Below are 25,620 nucleotides of genomic sequence, written 5' to 3' on the forward strand. Positions count from 1 at the left end.
CCAATTGAAACTTGTACAAGGGACTCTCTTTATTTTTGGAAACCAGTTTGGCCGGCATGCCATTGGACGGGCAAAATATATTCCGAATCTGTGGCTTGTCCGTGTAATCTTTGCTGTAAAACTTCAACCGCCAGTTGCGCTAATTGAGCAATTGGCTGCACAACAGTCGTTAATTGTGGAAAGAGGTTTTGTAATAAAGTAGTGCCATCATAGCCCACTACTAACAAATCGTCAGGTACTCGGCGCCCAAATTCTAGAGCCACTTGGCAAATTAAGATCGCGTCTGTATCATTAGCGGCAAAAATAGCTTCCACATCTGGATGTTCTTGAAAAATCTTTTGAAAAACGCGCTGCTTAGCCGCGGCACTAATATTAAAATCTAGTTCATACGTCACTGGCGTTAACTGATGGTCTTGCATCACTTGTTCATAAGCTCGCCTTCGCTGTTGGGCGGGCGTAGCGAGATCATGGGGACCATTCGTATGAATAATTTTCGTGACGCCTTGATCCAACAAATGTTGGGTCGCTAACTGACCGCCGTGAAAGTTGTCCGAAGCAATAATGGGTATGTCATCACTGACAATGCGATCAATCGCCACAATCGGCAAATTTTTTTTCTGATACTGGCTTAAGCCTTGATTATGCGTACCGACAATTAAACCATCCACCTGTTTAATTAATAGTTGATCCAAATAGTCCGCTTCCTTACGCGAATTATTCATCGAATTACCAATTAAAACTTTAAAGCCTTGTTGATATAATTGATTCTCCAAACTCGTAGTCAACTCACCAAAAAAAGGATCCGCCACAGATGGTAATAAGATACCAATCAAGTCCGTTTTATGATGATACAATTGGCGTGCCACAACATTGGGATGATAATCCAATTGGTCCATGGCTGCATAAACTTTATCAATCGTCGTTTGACTTAAATAGCCGCGGCGATTCAAGACACGTGAAACCGTCGTTTTCGAAACTCCTGCCAGTTGCGCAACATCTTCTAATTTTGGCACCTAACATTGCTCCCCACTTTTTTAGTTTCATTATAGCTCAACTATTTTGACCAAAAAAGTTGCTATGAAAAAGTGGTTAGGACAAAAAGAATGGTTCGTCAATTTCAACAAACAATCTTTTTAATATTGATTCGTGTCTGCTTCCAACTGGTAAACCAAACTATCAGCTACTCCTTGACCGTCAGCTTGCAGTTGAATTACAGGTGCTTGGTTAAAGTAATAACGTTCACTAAAGACCACTTCGCCTTGATTGACAAAAATTTCTAAGGAACTACGATCAACAAAAATTTGTAATTGCAACTGATCACAATTTTGTAATTGACCATAACGAGCCGTTTCGCGGTCGGTGCGACTCACAATTAATTGCTGTTGCTTAACTAAATAAGTGAGCTTTGTTTGGGCAGTAGTGGTGGGATCTTGAAACATAACTTCGATTTTAGTACCCTGAAATTGTACTAGATCTACGTTTAATTGCCATTCCACCGTGGCTTGATCTTGACTAATGATTATTGGCTTTTCACTTAAGGCACAGCTTTGTTGTTGCAATACCTTTTGTCTTAAGGACTGCACTTCTTGAATCGGTCGCATATATAAATGCTCATTTTGCCAAACTAACTCGCGGGGCAAAGTTAACGCTCCCGACCAACCATCAGCTTGTTCTGGCATGTCACTTTCCCACATTGCTAGCCAGCCAACCACAATGCGCCGGCCATCAGGAGCAAGCATCGTTTGCGTCGCATAAAAGTCATGCCCTAAATCTAATTCGTGAAAACCCATCTGGGCAAACTGCGGTGTTTGATAATCTAGCTGACCCGCAAAGTAAACCGTTTGGTGTAAGTTCAAATATTGCTGGTTTTGTGCTTGAATCCCTTGCGGCGAAGTCAACAATAAGTCTTGACCGTTTAAATGAAACAAATCCGGACACTCCCACATATAACCTTCTAGTTGACTATTTTTAGCTTGCGTCAGTGGTCCTAAATAGTCCCAGTCCACTAAATTATCGGAGCGATACAACAATACGCGGCCCAAGCCAGCCTTAGTTTGTCCACCTAAAATAACATAGTAATGACCGTCATGCTCCCAAACTTTGGGATCGCGAAATTCTTGTGTATTATCGGCTGGCGGTGTAGCAATAACGGGATTATGTTCATATTTGGTAAAATGAATGCCATCAGTGCTATAAGCTAAGTTTTGATTCTGCCAGTAACGATCGGGATCTTTTTCATCATAATAGTTATTACCGGTATAAATTAAATACAAAGTATCATCTTTAACAATCGCACTACCAGAAAAACAACCGTTTTGATCTTCCGCATCGCCTGGTGTTAATGCCACAGGCAAAGTTTCCCAGTGTAATAAATCCTTACTGCGCGCATGACCCCAGTGCATCGGTCCCCATTTAGGGGCATCCGGATAGTACTGATAAAACATATGATAATAACCTTGAAAATAACAAAAACCATTGGGATCATTAATCCAACCCGCTGGAGCCATCAAATGATATCCCAAGCGATAACGCTGATTAGTTACTTGTAAAGCTGTCATTTTTTTACCTCAACTTTTAATTTATGAACGAATAAAGGGATCACCGTTAACATCTTGATCATCTTTTTTCAAAACGAAGAATGCATAAATTCCCGCTAACAAAACTGTAATGGCAATCACATGAAAGGTACTACTATAGCCAATATGATCGCGCAAGGTTCCTAAGGGGTTGGACAGTAACACTTGACCAATCTGTGACGCGACTTGAAAGCCAATCATATATAATGTCGCAGATAATTTGGTATCAAAATGTAATGTGAAATAACGGAAGATCGGCAACGAAAACAGTGGTACTTCAATTGAATGTAACATTTTAATGCAGGAAATCGCAACCGGATTATGGAACAATCCGCAAGCTCCAATACGCACAAACATAACTGTCACACCGAGTAATAAGGCATTTCGGACACCAATTTTCCGCATCAAGATCGGCACTAAACTCATCATTAAAGCTTCGCAAAAAACTTGAATCGAATTTAACGTACCATACATATGTTGACCCAAAGCGGGATTAGCAAATAATTTCGTATAAAAATCTGGGAACATTTGTTGATCAAAAACCGTATAGAAAGTATTCGTAAACATAATAAAGATAATAATGAGCCATAACTCTTTCATTTTTAACAAACTCAACATATCTTTCAGAGATGGTGTATCACTGCCTTCGCCTTCAAAAGTTAGGTTTTGATCCACCGTTTTTTCTTGTTTAGGCTTCCAAAAGATTAATTCCAATAATAGCAACACCCCAAATCCTGAGGCCACGACAAAATTCAATTTGGGATTAATGACAAAGAGATATCCTGCCAATAGTGCCACTATTGCATAACCAAAAGAACCCCAAGCCCGTGCTTGACCATATTCAAAATCAAAGCGGCGACTCATCTTTTCTGCCACGGCTTCAAAAATTCCCGAAGCTGATAAGAAACCGGCTGATAAAAAGACGGCCCCGACAATAATTCCTAAAATAAAATGATGACTTAATAATGGTGCGTAGATCCAGACAAAAAACGGTCCGATTAAAGCATCTAAAATCGCACAAAAAATTAATAAGTAACGTTTAATCACTAATTTATCCTGTAAAGTACCATAGATAAACATTAAACATAGAGTAACTAACGAATTGGCTGAATAAATAGTTCCCACAGCACCACCAGATAAACCTAAACCATTTTGTTTAGAAGTCAGCCAAACTTGAAAGAATGACCACCAAACACCCCAAGATGCAAAAAACAAAAGTAACGTCACTGAATTTTGTAAGTAAGAAGGATTCTTCAGCGTTTTTTTAAGATTTAACATACAATTTTCAATCCTTTCTGCGGTGACTCTGACTGTCAACCGGTTATCATAATCTTAAAACGTTTACAGATATTATTATATGATTTCGTTTTCATATGTCAACCGGTTATCATATTTTTTAGATAATCTTTTTTTAATCCATTAATCATCAAATGAAACGAAATATCAAAGTTTAATCCTTTTTTTGGAAATTCTGTCCCACTTTTGAAACAATTATCCGACAATTACTTTTGTTGTGTCGTTTCTGCAACACTTCAACCATTCTTGTAGTGGTTCTTTGCCTAAATTTTGGTTAATATACAATTGTCAACTGAGAGAAGTTCTCTCATCTGATCATAATTGTAGAACATTGTAACTTAAGACCTCTTATTAGGAGGTTGTTACAATGAAAACATTTTTAAGTCTTTTAAGCGTTTTAGCATTAAACGCTTCTGTGGTTTTTACTAATCCTGCTGGTTACTCCCCTAGTGCCGCAGCTGATGATGTAAAAACTGAAACAATGAGTGCTGTAAACCCCATATCAAATAATAAAAAACAGCAACCCATTCAAGTTAAGTCGGAATTAGCCAGTACTCCCCATACTGGTAGTTCTCTTAACTACTTCCCCAAAGATACTACTAGTCAAATGAATCAAAGTTCTCCCCAGAACAATGAATCAAAACAAACGGTACCTTCCCCCCAAGCAGATACCGCAAAGACCCCAACGTTGAGTGGTCAGCAAAGTAGTGATACTACTAATGCCATCGCGTTTAACAATGTTAAGTTTCCAATCGGAGATTTCCACGGCAATGGAAATGTTCCCGGAGATGGACATATTTATCGTTGGGATGACGCACCAGTTGATAATTGGTTTTTACTAGAGCGTTCAACACCGCAAGCAAACATGGTCTGGAAGTTACAAGTAGGTTCTACAATTTCGGCAAATAATCAGACATATCATGTATATTCCATTTTAAATGGAGTGAGTCATAGTGACCCACGGCCGATGGAAGCTTTAAAGAGCAATGGTGGGATTTTAATTCAAACATGTGAACAACCAGTTTACAATTCCCCGTTAACCTTTGTGCTCGCTAAATAAATAATTGTAGATAAAAATAAAAAGATTAGACACGTTGGTCTAATCTTTTTTAGTAGCTTGATTTGATTAATCATTATCTAAAAACAAATTCTTATACGATATCTCTGCTAGATGTTGACTTAATTCCTCGGCTGGTTCTTTTGACCCATCAAAATACCATTGCCGCACAGCACCTAAACCGCCTTCCACATTATACCAAACTAAATCAAAAGATTTATGTGGTAATACTCCTTTAACAATATAGTTAGTTAACGTTTTGACAAATAAAAAGAAACATTCATCGCTACACAACACCCGAAACTTTTGATTATCATCTTTAATTTTTAAAAGTGCCTGCGTCAAAATTTTAGTATATGCTGCCAAGAAATCTGGTTGTTTACGGCACTCCCTTACCGCATTAATCCAAAGATCACAATTTTGCTCGATGATTTCTATCATGATTTCATAAGTATTACGATAATGTGCATAAAAAGTCGATCGATTCACATTAGCTACATTGCACAACTCTTTGATAGTAATGTCATCTAACATCTTCTTCTGCATCAATTGAACTAAAGAAGTTTGTAACATTAGTTTAGTATAGTTAAAACGTGCTGATTTTGTTAACATGAGAATCCCCCCAATACCCATACATGTTTATCATAAACCCTAAGTCAAATAAATGTAACAAAAAAGACACTACATATCGAATTACCAAAGTCCTCCCCAGAACAATGAATCCAGATAAAGTGTCTTAATGTTATTTTATCTATTACTATCAATAAGCTAATAACTATTCTACGGCAATAGAACAATATGCTATTAAAACTTATTGGTTTTTATAACGCACTAATGATAATTACCTTTTATTAAAACGTACAGTACCGCAAGCAAACGGATCATAGTCTAATTAAGTAAGTTCTATCATTGCACAATTAATATTATAGCACGTAGAACTATAAAATAACACCCTAAATCCAGTTAAATTATTTTTATTTGCTGGATCTTGAGGCAAATCCCCATCAGTAGGGGTTTTGAATTAAAGTAATTGTTCACCCTTTCCTCAACAAAAGCCTTTCAGAAAACAAATTGCCCACTAGCTAGTAGCTAAGCTTGTGCAATGATTAATTTATTTCAACCCATTATCTTTTATTTTTCTGAAAAATCCAGTGCAATTTCATTCAGATTAGTCAATATTAAATTACAAAATAAATAATTTTTTCGCAACTTTTGCAATAATTAATAAGTGAACCTGACCTTATGTAAAAATAATCGTTGCTTTTGCCAGTAACACTAACTGACCAGTTAGTACTCAACTTCTCAGAGCTTTTGTGCCCACCGCAATATTTTAACCTACAAAAAAAGCATTGATATAATTTCAGATCAATGCTTTGTCTTAATTATTATTTAGCTAGTACATAAAAGTTAGAAACTTTTTGATTGTTAGTGGTTTGAATGTAAAGAACAATGCCACCATTTTCTGCTTGAATAGCAGCAGGACGAGAAGTACTTTGATCAGTTTTAGCTAGTAAATCATAAACTTGATAGCTTTTTTGATTAACTACAACCTTTGTACCTACTCGTAAATTTTGAACCATGTTTGCTTGCGTTCCTGTACGTTCTAGTAAAAACCAATTATCGCGTGGTGCATCGGTCCAGTGATAAACCTTACCTGAGTCGGGAATAATACCATTGCCGTGGTAATCTGCGACTTGATAAGTTGAATTATCAATTGTCATCACATCTCGGGGATAACTTTCAGGATGACTAGGATCAATAATGGTGACACTCGCCTGTGAAACTGCAGTGCTAGAACCGCTTGTTGTGTTTACCACTGCGGGGGAAGATTTCACTGGTTGATTATTATTAGTTGTTTTAATGGTTTTAGTTGCTTGTTCTTGATGATTAACAGTAATTTCTTGTGTCGGCTGAACAGTATTTCTATCCGCCAAAGTTTGACGATTCATCTGTCCAATCGGTAGTGCTAAGTTAATTGCTAAAGCACTGAAAATTGTTAATAAAGTTTTACCTTTCATGTTGGTTGCCTCCTTAATTAGCCAGAGGTCCAAAATCACGAGTATTACAAGTTTGTTTAAATGTCCCTTTTAAGGAACAACTATATAATAACCACATCAATTCTTAATAACAACGACAGCTGTTGTTAAAATGTTGCAAAAACGACACAATCAAAAACGTTGTCGGATAATCGTCCCATAAATGAAACACTATTTCATAAAAAATGAGAATAAATAAAATTCATATCCATTTTACCCATTTTTCTTAGTCTAGCACCAATAATCTCTCATTGTCTTCATACTTTGTTACTCATTAAAAGCTTCGATAGCTTCCAAACTCTTATTCAGATTAAGTTGACATTGCTCAAAGTCTCAGTTATACTAATGCCAATTTAGACATGAAAGGATGATCAACATGAGTCAGTTAACAATTAGTAACGTTCAACTATCTTGGCAAAGCCAGCACTGCTGATCGTAGTCGTTCTAAGCGGATACGATCTGGCAAACAGTTTGTATCCGTGCTGACTTATTTTTTCATTCCCAAAGCCTGCATGGTTCTAACACAGCAGACTTTGGCTTCTCAAGGGCAAACCAGAGTAATGCTGGTTTGCCTTTTTTATTTGCCCGGATAATTTAACGAGGTGAATCATGAAACGAATGCTAACATTTATTAGTCTAATATTGATTTTTCTGGGCTTTGCTTTCTTTCAAAATCCCAAAGCAAACACCCAAACTGCTACCAATTCCACGCAAGTAACGCGTGTGGGAATTTTACAAATGGTCACTCATCCCGCCTTGGATCAAATTCATAAAGGCGTAGTTCTAGGATTAAAGAAAAAAGGATTTATTGTCGGTAAAAATTTGCGGATTGATTTTTTAAATGCGCAGGGTGATCAAAGCAATCTCAAAACTATGTCCCAACAATTAGCTAACAAAGATCATTTGTTAGTCGGGATCGCTACTCCAGCTGCACAGGCTTTAGCCAACAGTGCTCAAAGTAATACTCCCATTATGTTAGCCGGCATTTCTGCTCCTGCTTCTAGTGGCTTAGTCAAGTCCGAACGCCATCCAGGTGCTAATATTACAGGTTCTTCTGGTTTGAATCCTGTTAAACAACAGTTCAAACTCATTAGAACTATCATGCCACAGGCTCAAAGAATTGGTATTATCTATACTTCTTCTGATCATGGTGGGCAAACTAACGCCCATGCTTTTGCCAAAGTGGTCCGCCAAGCAGGTTTAACACCCAAATTGTTCACTATCACGAACACCAATGATTTACAACAAGTTGCTGCCCAAATGGTGACACAAGTCGATGCCGTTTACGCTCCCCAAGATAATGGCATTGCTTCCGCGATGAAGACTTTAGTCAAAGTAACTAATAATGCTAACATTCCGGTTTTCCCTTGTGCGGAAACCATGGTGCCTGATGGTGGCAGTGCTGCTTATGCAATTAAGCAAAAAGATTTAGGAATCGTAGCTGGTGAAATGGCGGGCAATGTTTTACATGGACACCAAACCGCTAATTATCCGGTGCAACACGTGATCAAAGGACATTATCTTATCAATGAAAAAGAAGTTCAGCGCCTGCATTTACATGTTCCCGCTAAAATTATGCAAGCTGCGCAGAGAGATGGAGGCATTATCAAATGAGTTTAATTACATCAAGTATCGGGCAAGGATTACTCTGGGCTATTTTAGGTATTGCGTTGTTTTTAACTTTTCGTATTCTCAATTTTGCTGATATGACCGTTGAAGGAACCTTTCCTCTAGGGGCAGCGGTTACTGTAACTGCCATTACCCACGGTCTTTCACCTTTAATAGCCACCATTTTGGGTTGTTTAGCAGGAGCTGTGGGAGGCTTAATTACTGGATTGTTATATACAAAGGGGAAGATTCCCATCTTATTAGCGGGCATTTTAGTTATGACTGGCTGTCTATCCGTTAACCTGCGAATTATGGGGGGCGCTAATGTCTCACTACTAGGCCAAAAAACTTTTTTCACTGCCGCTTTCTTCAAAACTTTACCCCGTTATTTTGACAGTATTACCATTGGTGGGTTGGCTATCATTATTATTACTGGATTAATTTGCTGCTTTTTAATGACTGACTTAGGCCAAGCTTTCATTGTAACTGGTGATAATCCGACCATGGCGCAGTCGTTAGGCATTAACACCGATAATATGACTATTCTAGGTTTAGCCATTTCCAATGGTTTGGTTGGACTCAGTGGCGCCTTAATCGCTCAAAATAATGGTTACGCTGACGCTAATATGGGTATTGGCATTATTGTAATTGCTTTAGCGTCCATCATTATTGGCGAAGTTGTTTTTGGCGAATTAACCCTCAATCAGCGCTTAATTGCGGTCACTTTAGGTAGTATTATTTATCGTTTTATTCTCCTAATTGTTCTGCAACTAGGTTTTTCGACTAATGATTTAAATTTGATTTCGGCTATTATCTTAGCCATTTGTTTGATGTTGCCGCAATTGCGACATTGGTTAAAATTAGACACTATTTTTGCAAAAGGAGGCCCTAATAATGACAAATAGCCAACCAATCCTACAATTAAAAAACATTACCACTTTAGTTAACCAAAAGACGAATAATGAGGCTACTATCCTTAATCAACTAAATTTCCAAATTTATCCTGGAGATTTCATTACCATTGTTGGTGCTAATGGTGCCGGTAAATCGACTTTGTTTAACGTGTTAGCGGGAGATATTAAACCAAATTATGGGCAAATTTTACACCATAAAAAAGATATTACGACAACTTCAATTGCCCAACGTACTAAATTTTTAAGCCGGGTTTTTCAAGACCCTAAAAGTGGTACCGCACCTAGAATGACGGTGGCCGAAAATATTTTATTAGCAACTAAAAGAGGGCAAAAGCGGGGGTTACATTTTCGTCATTTGCAGGCTAATCGGCCCCAAATCAAAGCACTAACTACCCGCATCGGCAATAGCTTGAACCAACGTCTCGATACTCCAACCGAAAATTTGTCTGGCGGTCAAAGACAAACTTTAAGTTTTTTGATGGCCACCTTAAACCAACCCGAGCTTTTATTATTAGATGAGCATACCGCCGCATTAGATCCGCATAGTAGCCAACAGTTACTGGACCAGACTAATCAGATTGTTACCCAACAACATTTAACTTGTTTAATGATTACCCACCATCTTGAAGATGCACTCCAATATGGTAATCGGCTAATTGTTTTAAATCAGGGGCAAATTCAAGCTGATTTTACAGCCGCTGAAAAAAAGCAGCTAACCGCTACTGCGTTAGCTGCACTCTTAACCAAATCCGCGCACGAATCTCCAGTAAACATTTCTCAGGCCTAACATGCAATCCTTTTTATTAAGGACGGCTATTCAGTCAAGGCTGCGCCATTAGTTGCAATAATCTTTTTCAGCCAATAATAGGACTTTTTAGGCGTTCTGTTTAAAGTTCCTCGGCCCTGATCATCCATATCCACATAAATTAGACCGTAACGTTTTTTCATTTCACCTGTGGACAGCTGCCGTGGAAATCTCCGATTGGAAACTTAACATTGTTAAACGCGATGGCATTAGTAGTATCACTACTTTGCTGACCACTCAACGTTGGGGTCTTTGCGGTATCTGCTTGGGGGGAAGGTACCGTTTGTTTTGATTCATTGTTCTGGGGAGAACTTTGATTCATTTGACTAGTAGTATCTTTGGGGAAGTAGTTAAGAGAACTACCAGTATGGGGAGTACTGGCTAATTCCGACTTAACTTGAATGGGTTGCTGTTTTTTATTATTTGATATGGGGTTTACAGCACTCATTGTTTCAGTTTTTACATCATCAGCTGCGGCACTAGGGGAGTAACCAGCAGGATTAGTAAAAACCACAGAAGCGTTTAATGCTAAAACGCTTAAAAGACTTAAAAATGTTTTCATTGTAACAACCTCCTAATAAGAGGTCTTAAGTTACAATGTTCTACAATTATGATCAGATGAGAGAACTTCTCTCAGTTGACAATTGTATATTAACCAAAATTTAGGCAAAGAACCACTACAAGAATGGTTGAAGTGTTGCAGAAACGACACAACAAAAGTAATTGTCGGATAATTGTTTCAAAAGTGGGACAGAATTTCCAAAAAAAGGATTAAACTTTGATATTTCGTTTCATTTGATGCGGAAAGCAAAAAAATAGAATCTTCATTAAAGTTGTCTTTCGACACACTTGAAGATTCTATCAAACATTCTTCAACTACTTTTTCAGACGGACGTTAGTCATGTTATACATATTGTCCGGATTCAAATCCAGGTTCTTAATTCTAGATTTCGTCATAAAGGCTTGACCATTTTGATATAGCGGAATGACACCTTGTTGTTCATTAATGATATCTTGCGCTGCTTTCATATCGTTCCAACGTGCGGTGACATTATTGGCATCTTCATTCATGCTCTTATTCAATAAAGCGTCATACTGTGGATTACTCCACTTACCACTATTATAAGAATTATTAGTCATAAATAAGGTTAAGAAATTAATCGGATCTGGAAAATCAGCATTCCATTGCGTAATGACCATATCAAAGTCTCCACTCACTGAGCGACTGAGTCGACTCTTATACGGTACATTATTCAATGTAACTTTCAAACCTGGTAATTTTTGTAATTGACTTTGTAAAAATTCACTTTGTTGTTTGGCAATATCCGTATCGTCACTTAACAAAACCAAATTAAATTTTTTCTTGGTTTGACCACTTTCTTGTAATCCTTGTTTCCATAACTGCTTAGCTTTAGCCAAATCATATTTGGTATAGGCTTTACCAGTGCCACTCGTTTCACTGACAAAATCTTTCGATTGATCCTTAGGATCATAAGCCATATCGGCAGCCGTTACAGAAGTAGCTACTGAAGTTCCATTACCCAAAACTTTTTTCGTCAATTGTTTGCGGTCAATTGCAAAGGATAAAGCTTGCCGAATTTTTTGATTCTTGAACATCGGCAACTTCTTCTGGTTGAGTTCAATATAATCAGTCGAATTTTGCTTTTGGACGCTATAACCCTTGGAATTCTTCATTTGTTTAGAAGTATCGCCACTCAATTCCGCACGGTCCAACTTATCCGATTGATACAAATTCAACGCAGTCGAAGCATCTTTGACGACTTGGTATTTCAAAGTTTTGACCTTAACGTGCTTGGCATTCCAATAAGTATTATTCTTAACTTCAGTCCACGTATTATCGGAATTACTCCAATTCTGCAATTTGTAGGGTCCATCGAAAACTAAAGTCTTCGAATTGGTTCCATACTTCTTCCCCCACTTTTTAGTGGCCCGCGGATTCTGCGGATAAAATTGCGAGCCCGTTAATAATTCATTAAAATATGGAATTGGCTTCTCTAGAGTAACCTGTAAAGTATGTGCATCTAAGGCTTTAACCCCCAAAGAATCCACTGGTTTTTTCCCGGCAGTAATCGCCTTGGCGTTAGCAATCCCCTCATAGATATAAGCGTATTGAGATTTAGTTTGGGGATTAACCGTCCGCCGCCAAGAATTAACAAAATCGTTAGCCACTACTGGATCGCCATTGCTCCATTTAGCGTTCTTGCGTAATGGAAAGGTATAAGTTAAACCGTTATTGGTTGGCTTAACCACTTTAGTGGATAATTCTGGTTCGATAGTCTTACCATTATAACGATATAAACCTGCCATGGTATTCTGTGCCGCTTGCGCGCTCAAAATATCAGTCATCATGGAAGTATCCATGGTTGCTAACAGGTCTTTGGACATAATCCGCACTTCATTAGTGGGCGCTTGAGCCTGTTTGGAACCACAGCCTACCATTAATACAGCCGCCGTCAAGGTCATGCCACCACCCAGCAACATCTTTGGTAACTTCATTGCTCCCATCTCTTCTCCCTTAAATTTTGTAGCCGTTTAGTTGTGTTGAGTTTACTCTCTTTTTAATTAAAAGTAAATGAGATGTTGTGGCTATTTTTATAATTATTATTAATGTAAAAATAATCAGCAACCCGACCAACACGAACCAAACACTTGAGTTACGCGTTTAAAACTACTATAATCACTTTTATTAAGATTAATTATGAGGAGATTTTTTTAATGCCAGCAACTTTTCGTTTAGCAACGCTGCCAGATTTAAGTACCATCGTTACCATTTATAACCAAAGTATTCCTATCCAAACGATTACCGCCGATTTAGAACCCGTTACTGTCGCCCAACGCCAAAGCTGGTTTTTAGAACATCAACAAAATCCCCTACGTCCGTTATGGGTTATTTTACAAAAGCAACAAATTGTGGGCTGGGCTAGCTTATCCGATTTTTATGGTCGGGCTGCTTATCAAACTACCAGTGAAATCAGTATTTATTTAGATAAGAATGCACAACATCAAGGTCTCGGCCAAGCCACCCTAGATTTTATTTTTCCGCAATTAAAAAGTTTGCATATAAAAACAGTTGTTGCCTATATTTTTAGTGCCAACTTAGCAAGTGAACATTTATTTAGTAAAAATAATTTCCAACGTTGGGGTCACTTACCGGCCGTAGCCAATAATCAAGGCAAAGTTTTGGACTTAGATATTTGGGGCCGCCACTTTCAAGATTTTTGCAGTAAAAAAGCTGGTCATTAATCACTGACCAGCTTCAAACTTATTTTTTGACCGTGACCTGTGCACAGAATTGTTGAATCACTTGTGCGTAACGCTGCGGATCACTTTCAATGGAACGAATATGGCTCCCATCAACAAAGTCCACCAATTGCACTGCTGAAGTTACTCCTTGCATTAATTGAGCTGACATTTGTGGGGGCACCGTCGTATCTTTTAAACCACGAATTAGCAAAACCGGGACTTTCGTTTGCTGCAATGCTGGTCGGACATCAATTTGCGCATAACTGGCACCAAACTTAACTTTCGACCATAATGAAATCAACTGGGTTATGGCTTTACTAGGCAACTTAAACTGACGATGAATAGTATACTCACTAATAGCCTGGGCATTAGTGTAACTAGAATCGGCAATCACGCCGGCTAATTGCGGGGGCAAAGATAAAGCCAAACTCTGTAAAACAGTCGCTGCTCCCATCGACGCCCCAAATAAAATCAAAGGTGCCTGTAATTGAGATTGTTGTTGTAGCCACTGCAGCCACAACTGCACATCATATTTTTCCAAATAACCATAACTTAAATAGTCACCGCCACTTAAACCCGCAGCGCGATTATCAGGTTGTAAAACGTTATAGCCCAATTGATAAAATAAACCACCAATTTTATCTAATGAATGATGATCCACCCCAAAACCATGAACAATTAAAACCGTTCCTAAGTTTTGGGGATTACTGGTCAAAAAGCCCGTTAACGTCCAGCCATCATGGGCTACTAACTGGACTGTGCGATGTGGTAATTGTTCAAACTGTTGGGCCCATTTCATGGCCTGGTTGGTGGATGAGTATTGTGGTGGTTGCGTTTTTAACGCTGAACTGTCACGACGCTGTACATATTCAAACAAGACTTTTCCGATTAGTAAAGGAACTGTTCCTAAAACTGTTACACCGGCTAATTTTTTCTTAAACATTTATCGGACCTCCTTTACTAAAAAAACGCCCATGGCAGCTAATGTAATCGTAATAAAAATCAATAAAAATAGATTATTAAAAGTCCATTGAGTTGCCAATAGACTGCCTAAATAAGGACCGACAGCCCGTCCTAATGAACCAAAGATGACATAAAAGCTTTGATAGCGTCCTTGGTTATCCGCGTTCGCAAATTTATTGAGTAAGGCAGGAATGGTGGGGAACGTAACTGATTCTCCAATGGTTAGTAATAACATGCTCCACACATATTGACTATAATGTGTCGCATTAGGTAACAATAAAAATGACCCCGCCATAATCAATAATCCCGTACCAATCTGAAATTTTAAGGATTGAAACAAATGCGTCATGATTTGATTCATCAAGGGCTGAATAATAATCAGTGACGCCGCGTTAATACTAAATAATAAACTATACTGGTGCATTGTTAAATGCCGATCTAACATATATAAGGACATATTGCTATCCCACTGTGAGTAACCTAACCAGACAATTAAAGTGGCTAAGCATAAAAGTATCAAATTCAACCTCAAATGTTGGGACTTTAACTGGTTAGTGTGCCCATTATTAGTTGAAGGAGCGTGGTAGTTTGCATGCTGGACCTGTTGAACGCCATCCAAGATCGAACCACGCCAAAACACAATTACCAAACACAAGCCAAAACACAATGCTGGCAAAAAGAAAGTTAAAAAAATACTACTTTGAAAAATCACACTCACCAGCATGGAGCCAATGGCAATCCCGACGTTGGCCGCCAAATACATTGCATTGAAAACCTTTTGGGGCGTATGACTTTGCTGAGCTGCCACCGCCGTATATGAGTTCACCGCCGTATAACTAATGCCCATGCCTAAGCCTACGATCACTAACCAAACGGGATACAAGGGCCACTGATGATTAACCGCCATAATCACAAAACCGAGTGCCGCTAATAAATAGCCACAGCACAACGTTTTCGTATGCGAAAACCGATCAAACAAATAACCGCCCAAAGCATTACCCAGCATCATCACTAAGGAATAGATCATTAGGACCCAACCAGCAGTAATCATTGATTCGTGTAAATATTTCGTTATAAAAATAGTATTCACTGGTAAAATAAAGCCCATAACGAGATTAAAAATTACATTCATAATTAATAACCACCGTTGCTGTTCATTTGCCATCGAAGAATTCCTTTCCGTTTTTTGGATTAAGTCATAGTTACTAACATCTAGCCACAATCTTTTGAAGAGGAGCATTTAGATTGAACATTCATTTATCAAATATTAAACAACAAGGACAACAAATCTTAACTTGGCTCTATCCCTTTGTCCTAGTTGATGCTTATTCACATCTCATCACTAGTAGCGTTATAAACCCGAATGGTTTTTTACGTCATCTCTTACATTTACCGAACCTCAGTCACTATTTACCCTTATTCCTAAATTTAAATAATTTATTGGAGTTCGGTATTTTATTACTACTTAGCTATCTTATTTCCCAAAAATTCCAGCCGCAAGCATCTTTAGTCACACATTGCTGCACTTGCTTAGTAATTATTTTAACTTGTTTAAACCATGATACCAATCTTTATCTGAATCAACCACCGATTTTATTGGTGATTATTATTAGTTTGATAAGTTCCTTAATTTTAAATCGTCTCCACTGTCCTACCTTGATTATTACTGTGGCTATTATTTTGGGCTATAGCTTAAATTGGTTAAACCCTTTGAGTTGGTTCAATAATATTCCTGGTATTTCCACTAATGTTCAAAAAATTCAACCACTCAGTTTATTTTTTCTGACAATTATTCGTTGTCTGGGCAGTTGGCTCGGGCTCATCAATCCCTTTAATGCTAAAAGTCAAGCCATCAACTCACCCGCAGCTACTGCCAATTTGAGTGCTGCTTTATCACATCAAAGTTTGCCTTATCCATTGAATACCCATTCGCTTTATACTAGCTATGCCTTTTTAGGAGGAATCGGGTGCTGTTTGGGGTTAATTTTTGCGCTTTTGTATTATCATCGCTACCAAATCGTGCTCGAAAATTTGATTCCCAGCATGTTTGGACTGAACGCCCCATTACTCATTAAACTACCAGTCTTATTCAATTATCGCTTCCTAATTCCCTTTATTGTGAGCCCCTTAGTAAGCATGCTGATTGGTTACTGTTTCATTAATTTGAAATGGGCGTCACCTGCCATTTACCAAATTTTTGCCGGCACCCCAACTTTTCTTTGGAACTTTTTAGGAACCAATGGCAACTGGGCAGCTTTGTTCGCGACTCTTTTAGCCATCCTTAGTTCCACTTTAATTTATTTGCCATTTGTGAAAGCGGAGGTTGCCCATGAAAAAATCACTGTGGATTAAAATTATTCTCTTGATCTTTGTCCTCAGCAGTATTCCTGCCTATTTTCAAATGAAGCAGGCTGTTTATAGTGAAAAAGCGTTCCACAATTCAACACTATCCCCGGTGATCTTTATCCCTGGCAGTTCTGCTTCACAAAATCGCTTTGATGATTTATTAAAGCAATATAATACCCCTAAAAAAAGACATAGTATTGTCAAAATTACGGTGCGGACGAACAATCACTTGCATGTGACGGGGAAAATTACTGCTCATGATAAACAACCTTTTATTGTGATTGCTTTTCAAAATAACGCTGACGGATACCAGAATATTAAAAAGCAAACTTACTGGCTCAAATTAGCTATCAATTATTTAACTGCTAATTATAACTTTAACAACTTCTCTGCCGTCGGTCACTCTAACGGCGGCTTAATTTGGACGTGGTATTTAGAAAAATATTTTAATCAAAACGCTTTGCGCATCAATCATTTAATTACCATTGGTACGCCCTACAATTCTTTAGAATCCAATATCAAAAATCAAACCGCAATTTTTCACCAATTACACCAGCACCGCCAACAATTACCCAAGAATTTAATTGTCGATTCCATTGCGGGCACTAAAAATTATCAAGATGATGGCACTGTACCTTATCAAAGTGTCGAAGCGGGTAAATATATTTTTCAAAATACGGTCGCTAAATACACACAGGCCACCGTCACTGGTGACGATAGTGAGCATTCCAGTTTATTAGCTAACCAACAAGTTCGAAACATTATTCGTGAAAACATCTTGAACCAATTTAATTTTAATAATGAAAAAAAGCCATAACTTTTGTTATGGCTTTTTTAAAGGGATATTACTTCAAGTAATATTTATCATCAGTTCACATCTAATGATAAAAATGTCACCATATCCGCTGGCTATTGTTATTAATAACAATCGACATTCCCAGAATCATCACTAAAAAGTGATCACTCGACTCATCGCATATCATCAATTTATCATGAATAACGCCGAAATGCAAGATCTACAATTAATTGGGCTAAGATATAGCCCATTGCAATTGCCCCAATAATTAAAATGACTAGCACTGTTAAATGCAGCCCTTCGAAGATTTGTCCAAAAACCAATGCTCGTACAGCTTGATATGCGGTTGCTCCAGGAACTAGTGGCACCAACGCTGGTATATTAAATAGACTCACGGGCATCTTTTTATAACGCGCACATAAATAACTAACAATTCCAATCATTAGTGCCGCAATTAAGTTAGCGAATACTTTACCTGATTTCACAAAATTACTTAAAATCCAATAAATCATCCAGCCTAATGATCCACAAACACCACTAGTAATGAGCGCTGTGCGCGGAATATTAATACAGAGTGCATATCCAATGGTGCCGACAAAGCTAAATGTAATTTGAATAATAATTTGAATCGCATTTAGTATCATATACGAAACTCCTTTCTTTAAAAGAATCTCAGTACCATTGCGATACCGCCGCCAATCGCCATTGCACTCAAAATCGCCGAACCCATTCGAGCTAACCCTGATATTAAGTGCCGTGCCATCAGGTCGCGCAGTGCATTCGTTAACGATACTCCTGGCACTAAGGGCATCACAGCACCAATAATTAAGTAGTTTAAATTATTTACACAGTGAATTTTTTGAAGCACAACGGCTAAAAGCGCAATAGTGGTTGCTGCTAAAAAAGTACTGATAAAACTAATATCAATCCATTGTTTGACAAAATAATCAATTAAATAACCAATCATTCCTACAATTCCTGCAGGCACAAAATCAACCCAATCATATTCGCCCACAAATAAAATCATCAAGGTGCAACTCAACAAAAAAGCGCCAGCCGCTTTTAACCACAATGGAAAATCTAACATCGACCGCTCAATTTGCTGTAACCCTTGTTCTAATTGCTCTAAAGTTAATTGTTCAGCCACAAATTGACGTGATAATGAATTAACTTCCGTCACTTTATATAAATTAGTCGTTTCGTGGTTAATTTGCACCATTCTTGTATTAGTCAAACGATCAGCGCTTAAAAAAATTCCCGTCGGCGTCGTATAAATCTCCGGGTGTTCAATTCCACCCTTTAGCAAAATTCGTTGCATTGTATCCTGGGCACGATGCATTTCTGCTCCGGATTCAATCATAATTTTTCCCGCTAATAATCCGACGTCAACTATTCGTCGTTGTTGTTTGTAAGCCATAATCAGTACTCATCCTATTCTTTTTAAAGACACAAAAAAAGATTATCATTATTAAAATGATAATCTTTTATAAGCAGCATGGCAACGACCTATCCTCGCAGGTAGTTTCCCACCAACTACTTTCGGCGCTGAGAAGCTTAACTTCTGTGTTCGGCATGATTCCAGGTGTTTCCTCCTCGCTATCGCCACCACACTTGCTCTCTTCTTACCTTCTGAAAGAACCTTAGTCCTCTCAAAACTGAATATTATGTTCTTACTCGACACCCTTGGTTAAGCCCTCGACCGATTAGTATTGCTCAGCTCCATGTATCACTACACTTCCACTCGCAACCTATCTACCTCATCTTCTTTGAGGGGTCTTACTTCATTACTGAATGGGAAATCTCATCTTGAGGTGGGTTTCACACTTAGATGCTTTCAGCGTTTATCCCTTCCATACTTAGCTACCCAGCTATGCCTTTGGCAAGACAACTGGTACACCAGTGGTATGTCCATCCCGGTCCTCTCGTACTAAGGACAGATCCTCTCAAATTTCCTACGCCCGCGACGGATAGGGACCGAACTGTCTCACGACGTTCTGAACCCAGCTCGCGTACCGCTTTAATGGGCGAACAGCCCAACCCTTGGGACCGACTACAGCCCCAGGATGCGATGAGCCGACATCGAGGTGCCAAACCTCCCCGTCGATGTGAACTCTTGGGGGAGATAAGCCTGTTATCCCCAGGGTAGCTTTTGTCCGTTGAGCGATGGCCCTTCCATACGGTGCCACCGGATCATTAAGCCCGACTTTCGTCCCTGCTCGACTTGTCTGTCTCGCAGTCAAGCTCCCTTCTACCTTTACACTCTACGAATGATTTCCAACCATTCTGAGGGAACCTTTGGGCGCCTCCGTTACTGTTTAGGAGGCGACCGCCCCAGTCAAACTGCCCACCTGACACTGTCTCCCGCCGTGCTTCAACGGCGCGGGTTAGAGCTTTCATATAACAAGGGTAGTATCCCACCAGCGCCTCCTTCGATACTAGCGTACCGATCTCTACGGCTCCTACCTATCCTGTACATGTTACACAAAAACTCAATATCAAGCTACAGTAAAGCTCCATGGGGTCTTTCCGTCCTGTCGCGGGTAACCTGCATCTTCACGGGTATTATAATTTCACCGAGTCTATCGTTGAGACAGTGCCCAAATCATTACGCCTTTCGTGCGGGTCGGAACTTACCCGACAAGGAATTTCGCTACCTTAGGACCGTTATAGTTACGGCCGCCGTTTACTGGGGCTTCAATTCTGGGCTTCGACCAAAGTCTAACTCATCCTCTTAACCTTCCAGCACCGGGCAGGCGTCAGCCCCTATACGTCATCTTACGATTTTGCAGAGACCTGTGTTTTTGATAAACAGTTGTTTGGGCCTTTTCACTGCGGCTGGCTCTTACACCAGCACCCCTTCTTCCAAAGTTACGGGGCTATTTTGCCGAGTTCCTTAACGATAGTTCTCTCGCTCACCTTAGGATTCTCTCCTTGACTACCTGTGTCGGTTTGCGGTACGGGTATTCAGTGTCTCACTAGAAGCTTTTCTCGGCAGTGTGACTATTGTGCTTCGCTACTTTAATTTCGCTCCCTATCACAACTCATCCTTCGCGGTTATAAGCATTTGACTCATATCCAGACTCGCTGCTTAGACATGCTTTTCCAGCTGCATGCTCACAATTCATCTCCTGCGTCCCTCCATCGTTCAAACAACACTGAACAGTACAGGAATCTCAACCTGTTTTCCATCGATTACGCCTCTCGGCCTCATCTTAGGTCCCGACTAACCCTGGGCGGACGAGCCTTCCCCAGGAAACCTTAGTCATCCGGTGGACCAGATTCTCACTGGTCTTTCGCTACTCATACCGGCATTCTCACTTCTAAGCTCTCCACCAGTCCTCTCGATCTGGCTTCTTCGTGCTTACAACGCTCTCCTACCACGTACATCTTTCGATGCACATCCACAGTTTCGGTACCATACTTAGCCCCGGTACATTTTCGGCGCAGAACCACTCGACTAGTGAGCTATTACGCACTCTTTAAATGAGTTGCTGCTTCTAAGCCAACATCCTAGTTGTCTGTGCAGTTCCACTTCCTTTTCCACTTAGTATGGATTTTGGGACCTTAACTGGTGATCTGGGCTGTTCCCCTTTCGACGATGGATCTTATCACTCACCGTCTGACTCCCGGAGAAAGATCTTTGGCATTCGGAGTTTATCTGAATTCAGTAACCCATGTTGGGCCCCTAGTCCAAACAGTGCTCTACCTCCAAGATCCTCTTCTCCGAGGCTAGCCCTAAAGCTATTTCGGAGAGAACCAGCTATCTCCAAGTTCGTTTGGAATTTCACCGCTACCCACACCTCATCCCCGCAATTTTCAACTTACGTGGGTTCGGTCCTCCAGTGCGTTTTACCGCACCTTCAACCTGGACATGGGTAGGTCACTTGGTTTCGGGTCTACGACTACGTACTCTCTTTCGCCCTATTCAGACTCGCTTTCGCTGCGGCTCCGTCTTCTCAACTTAACCTCGCACGCAATCGTAACTCGCCGGTTCATTCTACAAAAGGCACGCCATCACTCTTTAACGAGCTCTGACTACTTGTAGGCACACGGTTTCAGGATCTATTTCACTCCCCTTCCGGGGTGCTTTTCACCTTTCCCTCACGGTACTTGTTCTCTATCGGTCACTAGGGAGTATTTAGCCTTGGGAGATGGTCCTCCCTGCTTCCGACGGGGTTTCACGTGCCCCGCCGTACTCAGGATACTGGTAGAGTGTCTCTGATTTCGCCTACTAGACTATCACTATCTCTGGTTCAGCTTCCCAACTGATTCAGCTATCTTCGACTATCTCACGTCCCAGTCCTACAACCCCAAAGAGCATGCTCTCTGGTTTGGGCTCTTTCCGTTTCGCTCGCCGCTACTCAGGAAATCGATTTTTCTTTCTCTTCCTATGGCTACTTAGATGTTTCAGTTCACCACGTCTTCCTCACTTACAACTTTCGTCGCAGTGTGACTAAGCTTTACCTTAGCCGGGTTCCCCCATTCGGATATCTCCGGATCTTCGTTTACTTACAACTCCCCGGAGCATTTCGCTGTTCGTTGCGTCCTTCTTCGGCTCCTAGTACCTAGGCATCCACCGTGCGCCCTTATTATCTTAACCTTACTTATTACTTCTTACTTTCGAATCTCTCGATTCTCGGTGTCTTTCTTCTCATAATATTCAGTTTTCAAAGTACTAATGTTTGAGAGTAGACCTCTCAAAACTAAACAAAGTTTCTTGCCAACTGCTTTCCGTTTATTTTTCCTTAGAAAGGAGGTGATCCAGCCGCAGGTTCTCCTACGGCTACCTTGTTACGACTTCACCCTAATCATTTGTCCTACCTTAGACGGCTAGCTCCCCGAAGGGTTACCCCACCGGCTTTGGGTATTACAAACTCTCATGGTGTGACGGGCGGTGTGTACAAGGCCCGAGAACGTATTCACCGTGGCATGCTGATCCACGATTACTAGCGATTCCAACTTCATACAGGCGAGTTGCAGCCTGCAATCCGAACTGAGAATGGTTTTTAGAGTTCTGCTTGCCCTCACGAGTTCGCTTCTCGTTGTACCATCCATTGTAGCACGTGTGTAGCCCAGGTCATAAGGGGCATGATGATTTGACGTCGTCCCCACCTTCCTCCGGTTTGTCACCGGCAGTCTCACTAGAGTGCCCAACTTAATGCTGGCAACTAGTAACAAGGGTTGCGCTCGTTGCGGGACTTAACCCAACATCTCACGACACGAGCTGACGACAACCATGCACCACCTGTCTTCCTGTCCCCGAAGGGAACCCTGTATCTCTACAGCTTTCAGGAGATGTCAAGACCTGGTAAGGTTCTTCGCGTTGCTTCGAATTAAACCACATGCTCCACCGCTTGTGCGGGCCCCCGTCAATTCCTTTGAGTTTCAACCTTGCGGTCGTACTCCCCAGGCGGAGTGCTTAATGCGTTAGCTGCAGCACTGAGAGGCGGAAACCTCCCAACACTTAGCACTCATCGTTTACGGCATGGACTACCAGGGTATCTAATCCTGTTCGCTACCCATGCTTTCGAGCCTCAGCGTCAGTTACAGACCAGAGAGCCGCCTTCGCCACTGGTGTTCTTCCATATATCTACGCATTTCACCGCTACACATGGAGTTCCACTCTCCTCTTCTGCACTCAAGTTTGACAGTTTCCGATGCACTTCCTCAGTTAAGCTGAGGGCTTTCACATTCAGACTTTTCAAACCGCCTGCGCTCCCTTTACGCCCAATAAATCCGGACAACGCTTGCCACCTACGTATTACCGCGGCTGCTGGCACGTAGTTAGCCGTGACTTTCTGGTTGAATACCGTCACTACTTGAGCAGTTACTCTCAAGCACGTTCTTCTTCAACAACAGGATTTTACGATCCGAAAACCTTCTTCATCCACGCGGCGTTGCTCCATCAGACTTTCGTCCATTGTGGAAGATTCCCTACTGCTGCCTCCCGTAGGAGTTTGGGCCGTGTCTCAGTCCCAATGTGGCCGATTACCCTCTCAGGTCGGCTACGTATCATCGCCTTGGTGGGCCTTTACCTCACCAACTAGCTAATACGCCGCAGGTCCATCCTTTAGTGACAGCCGAAACCGTCTTTCATTCCTTAATCATGTGATTAAGCACTTTATGCGGTATTAGCAACTGTTTCCAATTGTTATCCCCCGCTAAAGGGCAGGTTACCTACGTGTTACTCACCCATCCGCCGCTCGCGTCCATATCTTCCTACCCGAAGGTATTCCGTTACTTCTGCTCGCTCGACTTGCATGTATTAGGCACGCCGCCAGCGTTCGTCCTGAGCCAGGATCAAACTCTCATTTTTTGTTAGTTTGTTGACTCAGACTTAGAACTCTAACGTTCTTTGTCTTCTTTATTACTTTTAAATTGACAGGTTCTTTTTCAAGAACCCAGCACTTGGCTTTTAAAGAAACTTTGTTCAGTTTTCAAAGATCTACTTAACTTTTTGTTGATTACCACTTGATTAAGCGGCTCATTTAGTTTATCATCTTATCATGAGCTTGTCAACTGTTTTTTTTATTTGCTTAACAGTGACGCGCATGACTCATTGACAACAGAAAATATATTATCAACTTTTTTACCCTTTTGCAACCCCTTTGCCCATCTTTTTTTATTCTTTTTTGCTACTTATTGCTCTATCCCTTGGTATGACTGCTTTTTTACGATATAAAAAAAGCAATTTATTTTTAAAATAAATTGCTTTTTAGTTATCAATCAAGTAATTACTATTAACATTTTCGCCATAAATTACATAATTTTGATTTACTTTTTCCTTAAAATCAAAACCATTTTTCGTCACATTCATTTTATTTTGTCGTGTCTCGACGTTATTAATCTTTTCTTTATCTTGGCCAACACTGGTTCTTAATTTATCCGATACGCGCTGTAATTCTTTAGTTGGCGCTACTTCATAAGAAATTCCGTCAATTAGGGTGCCGTGCCCTTGCAAATGATCAGAGTCCATGTTTTTAGACGCTCCTCGATAATATTGAATTAACGCAGTAATATCATCCAATGATAGATTAGTACTCATCGAATTAGAAATGCTATTCAACACTTTTTGAAGATTAGGTAACGTACTTAGAGAAGTTGCTTTTTTGACAATTGCCATAATAACCTGACGTTGTCGCATTTGCCGACCATAATCGCCTTGCGGATCGTCGTAACGCATTCGTGCGTAAGACAGACTTTGTTTGCCGTTAATGACTTGCTTACCTTTATGAAAACTACTGCCATCGTAACTGAACGCAAACGGTGCATCTACTTCAACTCCACCGACTGCGTCTACTATTTTAGGCAGTGAATGAAAGTCCAAAGTAATATAATTATCAATCTTGATATTAACTAATTTTTGCACAGTTTTCACCGCTGCCTCAGACTCTCCTAAATTATAAGCGGAATTAATTTTCTGAATCACATGCTGGCCGCTTTTTATCCCATAAATTTCCGATAAAGTATCCCGTGGAATACTCATTAACACTGTTTTTTTAGTTTGTGGATTGATCGTTGCCAAAATCATAGTATCTGAATTACCACGATCAGTGCGTCCTTCATCGCCTGTATCTACTCCTAACAATAGAATAGTAACTGGCTTTTTTTGCGCGATCGTTTTGGAAGGTCGAATTGCGGTACTCGGCCGATAAGCATTGCCTAAAGCATTACTAGCTTGCGAGTAAATCCGAAAGCCGTAAGCCCCGACGATAAAAATAGCCATAATTAAAAAGAGCAAAATGCTCTTCAAAAAACGATGACTTCCCATTTGGTGCTGTGATTGCATCGAAACTTTTTGATTGCGTTTCAATAAGGATTTATTTGGTTCTGAATTATTCATTACTTCAATTAACCTCAAAATTCTAAATGATTTACTCAACTGTGAATTTTGATTTAGCGCTAAGCTAAATAAGCTTTTCACAATTTAGATTATTAATTATACATTATCAAAGCAAT

The 25,620-nt window shown here is 40.0% G+C and carries 19 protein-coding genes, 3 rRNA genes and 1 pseudogene; 7 read left to right on the forward strand and 16 right to left on the reverse strand.

What is annotated here, in order from left to right; translation table 11 throughout:
- Nucleotides 1-29: 29 nt before the first annotated feature.
- From AC3B6Y_RS03660 to AC3B6Y_RS03670, 3 genes are all read right to left on the reverse strand, one after another.
- Nucleotides 30-1,013: a LacI family DNA-binding transcriptional regulator gene (locus AC3B6Y_RS03660; RefSeq protein WP_489769415.1), complete on the reverse strand. Its 984-nt coding sequence runs from the start codon at nt 1,011-1,013 to the stop codon at nt 30-32.
- 120 nt (nt 1,014-1,133) lie between these two features.
- Nucleotides 1,134-2,558, reverse strand: a complete 1,425-nt coding sequence (locus tag AC3B6Y_RS03665; RefSeq protein ID WP_489769414.1) for a glycoside hydrolase family 32 protein — start codon at nt 2,556-2,558, stop codon at nt 1,134-1,136.
- 21 nt (nt 2,559-2,579) lie between these two features.
- Entirely contained in the window at nt 2,580-3,854 is a 1,275-nt protein-coding gene (locus tag AC3B6Y_RS03670) for an MFS transporter (protein ID WP_489791430.1), read from the reverse strand.
- Between the two features lie 385 nt (nt 3,855-4,239).
- On the opposite strand from AC3B6Y_RS03670, the gene AC3B6Y_RS03675 reads away from it, so the two are divergent.
- Nucleotides 4,240-4,932 (forward strand): hypothetical protein, encoded by a 693-nt coding sequence (locus tag AC3B6Y_RS03675; protein ID WP_489756795.1) that lies wholly within the window; start codon nt 4,240-4,242, stop codon nt 4,930-4,932.
- A 66-nt stretch (nt 4,933-4,998) separates the two neighbouring features.
- On the opposite strand, the gene AC3B6Y_RS03680 is transcribed toward AC3B6Y_RS03675, so the two are convergent.
- Together AC3B6Y_RS03680 and AC3B6Y_RS03685 are read right to left on the reverse strand one after the other, a co-directional pair.
- Nucleotides 4,999-5,541, reverse strand: a complete 543-nt coding sequence (locus AC3B6Y_RS03680; RefSeq protein WP_489756796.1) for a TetR/AcrR family transcriptional regulator — start codon at nt 5,539-5,541, stop codon at nt 4,999-5,001.
- A gap of 773 nt (nt 5,542-6,314) precedes the next feature.
- A complete protein-coding gene (locus tag AC3B6Y_RS03685) occupies nt 6,315-6,947 on the reverse strand; it encodes a hypothetical protein (protein WP_489756797.1) in 633 nt (210 codons plus the stop codon).
- 627 nt (nt 6,948-7,574) lie between these two features.
- Between AC3B6Y_RS03685 and trpX the strand changes: the two genes are divergently transcribed.
- From trpX to AC3B6Y_RS03700, 3 genes are read left to right on the forward strand one after another with little or no spacing between them, the layout of a single operon-like run.
- Entirely contained in the window at nt 7,575-8,579 is a 1,005-nt protein-coding gene (gene trpX, locus AC3B6Y_RS03690; protein ID WP_489775045.1) for a tryptophan ABC transporter substrate-binding protein, read from the forward strand.
- Complete coding sequence (locus AC3B6Y_RS03695; protein ID WP_489756799.1) at nt 8,576-9,478, forward strand: ABC transporter permease; 903 nt, start codon at nt 8,576-8,578, stop codon at nt 9,476-9,478. Before trpX ends, AC3B6Y_RS03695 begins: the two co-directional genes overlap by 4 nt.
- Nucleotides 9,468-10,274, forward strand: a complete 807-nt coding sequence (locus AC3B6Y_RS03700) for an ABC transporter ATP-binding protein (protein WP_489791432.1) — start codon at nt 9,468-9,470, stop codon at nt 10,272-10,274. The genes AC3B6Y_RS03695 and AC3B6Y_RS03700 overlap by 11 nt, the downstream gene beginning before the upstream one ends.
- 26 nt (nt 10,275-10,300) lie before the next feature.
- Here the strand turns inward: AC3B6Y_RS03700 and AC3B6Y_RS03705 are convergent.
- The 3 genes and pseudogenes from AC3B6Y_RS03705 to AC3B6Y_RS03715 form a co-directional block, all read right to left on the reverse strand.
- Nucleotides 10,301-10,450, reverse strand: a pseudogene (locus AC3B6Y_RS03705) (family 1 glycosylhydrolase); the annotation flags it as partial.
- The gene (locus tag AC3B6Y_RS03710; protein ID WP_489791434.1) at nt 10,432-10,854 is read right to left on the reverse strand and encodes a hypothetical protein; all 423 of its coding nucleotides are present in this window, start codon (nt 10,852-10,854) and stop codon (nt 10,432-10,434) included. The pseudogene AC3B6Y_RS03705 and the gene AC3B6Y_RS03710, both read right to left, overlap by 19 nt.
- 314 nt (nt 10,855-11,168) lie before the next feature.
- Nucleotides 11,169-12,809 carry a peptide ABC transporter substrate-binding protein gene (locus AC3B6Y_RS03715; protein WP_489791435.1) on the reverse strand — a complete coding sequence of 547 codons (1,641 nt, stop codon included), beginning with the start codon at nt 12,807-12,809 and terminating at the stop codon, nt 11,169-11,171.
- 219 nt (nt 12,810-13,028) lie between these two features.
- On the opposite strand from AC3B6Y_RS03715, the gene AC3B6Y_RS03720 reads away from it, so the two are divergent.
- Nucleotides 13,029-13,556, forward strand: a complete 528-nt coding sequence (locus tag AC3B6Y_RS03720; RefSeq protein WP_489756803.1) for a GNAT family N-acetyltransferase — start codon at nt 13,029-13,031, stop codon at nt 13,554-13,556.
- Between the two features lie 19 nt (nt 13,557-13,575).
- On the opposite strand, the gene AC3B6Y_RS03725 is transcribed toward AC3B6Y_RS03720, so the two are convergent.
- Complete coding sequence (locus AC3B6Y_RS03725) at nt 13,576-14,499, reverse strand: alpha/beta hydrolase (RefSeq protein ID WP_489791436.1); 924 nt, start codon at nt 14,497-14,499, stop codon at nt 13,576-13,578.
- Nucleotides 14,500-15,684 carry an MFS transporter gene (locus tag AC3B6Y_RS03730; protein ID WP_489756805.1) on the reverse strand — a complete coding sequence of 395 codons (1,185 nt, stop codon included), beginning with the start codon at nt 15,682-15,684 and terminating at the stop codon, nt 14,500-14,502. It lies immediately after the preceding gene.
- 80 nt (nt 15,685-15,764) lie between these two features.
- On the opposite strand from AC3B6Y_RS03730, the gene AC3B6Y_RS03735 reads away from it, so the two are divergent.
- Nucleotides 15,765-16,871: a hypothetical protein gene (locus AC3B6Y_RS03735; protein ID WP_489791437.1), complete on the forward strand. Its 1,107-nt coding sequence runs from the start codon at nt 15,765-15,767 to the stop codon at nt 16,869-16,871.
- Nucleotides 16,849-17,682, forward strand: coding sequence for an alpha/beta hydrolase (locus AC3B6Y_RS03740; protein WP_489769409.1), 834 nt, complete (start codon nt 16,849-16,851; stop codon nt 17,680-17,682). Before AC3B6Y_RS03735 ends, AC3B6Y_RS03740 begins: the two co-directional genes overlap by 23 nt.
- A 173-nt stretch (nt 17,683-17,855) precedes the next feature.
- Here AC3B6Y_RS03740 and AC3B6Y_RS03745 read toward each other — a convergent pair whose 3' ends face one another.
- From AC3B6Y_RS03745 to AC3B6Y_RS03770, 6 genes are all read right to left on the reverse strand, one after another.
- A complete protein-coding gene (locus AC3B6Y_RS03745; RefSeq protein ID WP_489756808.1) occupies nt 17,856-18,305 on the reverse strand; it encodes a threonine/serine exporter family protein in 450 nt (149 codons plus the stop codon).
- A 17-nt stretch (nt 18,306-18,322) separates the two neighbouring features.
- A complete protein-coding gene (locus AC3B6Y_RS03750) occupies nt 18,323-19,078 on the reverse strand; it encodes a threonine/serine exporter family protein (RefSeq protein WP_489769408.1) in 756 nt (251 codons plus the stop codon).
- Between the two features lie 76 nt (nt 19,079-19,154).
- Nucleotides 19,155-19,271: ribosomal RNA gene (gene rrf, locus AC3B6Y_RS03755) — 5S ribosomal RNA — on the reverse strand.
- Nucleotides 19,272-19,344: 73 nt separating this feature from the next.
- Nucleotides 19,345-22,261 (reverse strand): 23S ribosomal RNA (locus tag AC3B6Y_RS03760).
- A 149-nt stretch (nt 22,262-22,410) separates the two neighbouring features.
- Nucleotides 22,411-23,977, reverse strand: a 16S ribosomal RNA gene (locus tag AC3B6Y_RS03765).
- The 16S, 23S and 5S rRNA genes sit together here, the layout of an rRNA operon.
- A gap of 399 nt (nt 23,978-24,376) precedes the next feature.
- Complete coding sequence (locus AC3B6Y_RS03770) at nt 24,377-25,504, reverse strand: LCP family protein (protein WP_489756810.1); 1,128 nt, start codon at nt 25,502-25,504, stop codon at nt 24,377-24,379.
- Nucleotides 25,505-25,620: the final 116 nt, after the last annotated feature.

Source organism: Bombilactobacillus sp. ESL1092, from assembly GCF_058107465.1.

What these genes read in the sequence shown, in the direction of transcription:
- AC3B6Y_RS03730 (WP_489756805.1), bottom strand. Translation starts at nt 15,684, where the DNA reads ATGGCAAATGAACAGCAACGGTGGTTATTAATTATGAATGTAATTTTT.
- AC3B6Y_RS03745 (WP_489756808.1), bottom strand. Translation starts at nt 18,305, where the DNA reads ATGATACTAAATGCGATTCAAATTATTATTCAAATTACATTTAGCTTT.
- AC3B6Y_RS03740 (WP_489769409.1), top strand. Translation starts at nt 16,849, where the DNA reads ATGAAAAAATCACTGTGGATTAAAATTATTCTCTTGATCTTTGTCCTC.
- AC3B6Y_RS03675 (WP_489756795.1), top strand. Translation starts at nt 4,240, where the DNA reads ATGAAAACATTTTTAAGTCTTTTAAGCGTTTTAGCATTAAACGCTTCT.
- AC3B6Y_RS03750 (WP_489769408.1), bottom strand. Translation starts at nt 19,078, where the DNA reads ATGGCTTACAAACAACAACGACGAATAGTTGACGTCGGATTATTAGCG.
- AC3B6Y_RS03680 (WP_489756796.1), bottom strand. Translation starts at nt 5,541, where the DNA reads ATGTTAACAAAATCAGCACGTTTTAACTATACTAAACTAATGTTACAA.
- AC3B6Y_RS03770 (WP_489756810.1), bottom strand. Translation starts at nt 25,504, where the DNA reads ATGAATAATTCAGAACCAAATAAATCCTTATTGAAACGCAATCAAAAA.
- AC3B6Y_RS03665 (WP_489769414.1), bottom strand. Translation starts at nt 2,558, where the DNA reads ATGACAGCTTTACAAGTAACTAATCAGCGTTATCGCTTGGGATATCAT.
- AC3B6Y_RS03715 (WP_489791435.1), bottom strand. Translation starts at nt 12,809, where the DNA reads ATGAAGTTACCAAAGATGTTGCTGGGTGGTGGCATGACCTTGACGGCG.
- AC3B6Y_RS03700 (WP_489791432.1), top strand. Translation starts at nt 9,468, where the DNA reads ATGACAAATAGCCAACCAATCCTACAATTAAAAAACATTACCACTTTA.
- AC3B6Y_RS03725 (WP_489791436.1), bottom strand. Translation starts at nt 14,499, where the DNA reads ATGTTTAAGAAAAAATTAGCCGGTGTAACAGTTTTAGGAACAGTTCCT.
- AC3B6Y_RS03720 (WP_489756803.1), top strand. Translation starts at nt 13,029, where the DNA reads ATGCCAGCAACTTTTCGTTTAGCAACGCTGCCAGATTTAAGTACCATC.
- AC3B6Y_RS03685 (WP_489756797.1), bottom strand. Translation starts at nt 6,947, where the DNA reads ATGAAAGGTAAAACTTTATTAACAATTTTCAGTGCTTTAGCAATTAAC.
- AC3B6Y_RS03695 (WP_489756799.1), top strand. Translation starts at nt 8,576, where the DNA reads ATGAGTTTAATTACATCAAGTATCGGGCAAGGATTACTCTGGGCTATT.
- AC3B6Y_RS03710 (WP_489791434.1), bottom strand. Translation starts at nt 10,854, where the DNA reads ATGAAAACATTTTTAAGTCTTTTAAGCGTTTTAGCATTAAACGCTTCT.
- trpX (WP_489775045.1), top strand. Translation starts at nt 7,575, where the DNA reads ATGAAACGAATGCTAACATTTATTAGTCTAATATTGATTTTTCTGGGC.
- AC3B6Y_RS03670 (WP_489791430.1), bottom strand. Translation starts at nt 3,854, where the DNA reads ATGTTAAATCTTAAAAAAACGCTGAAGAATCCTTCTTACTTACAAAAT.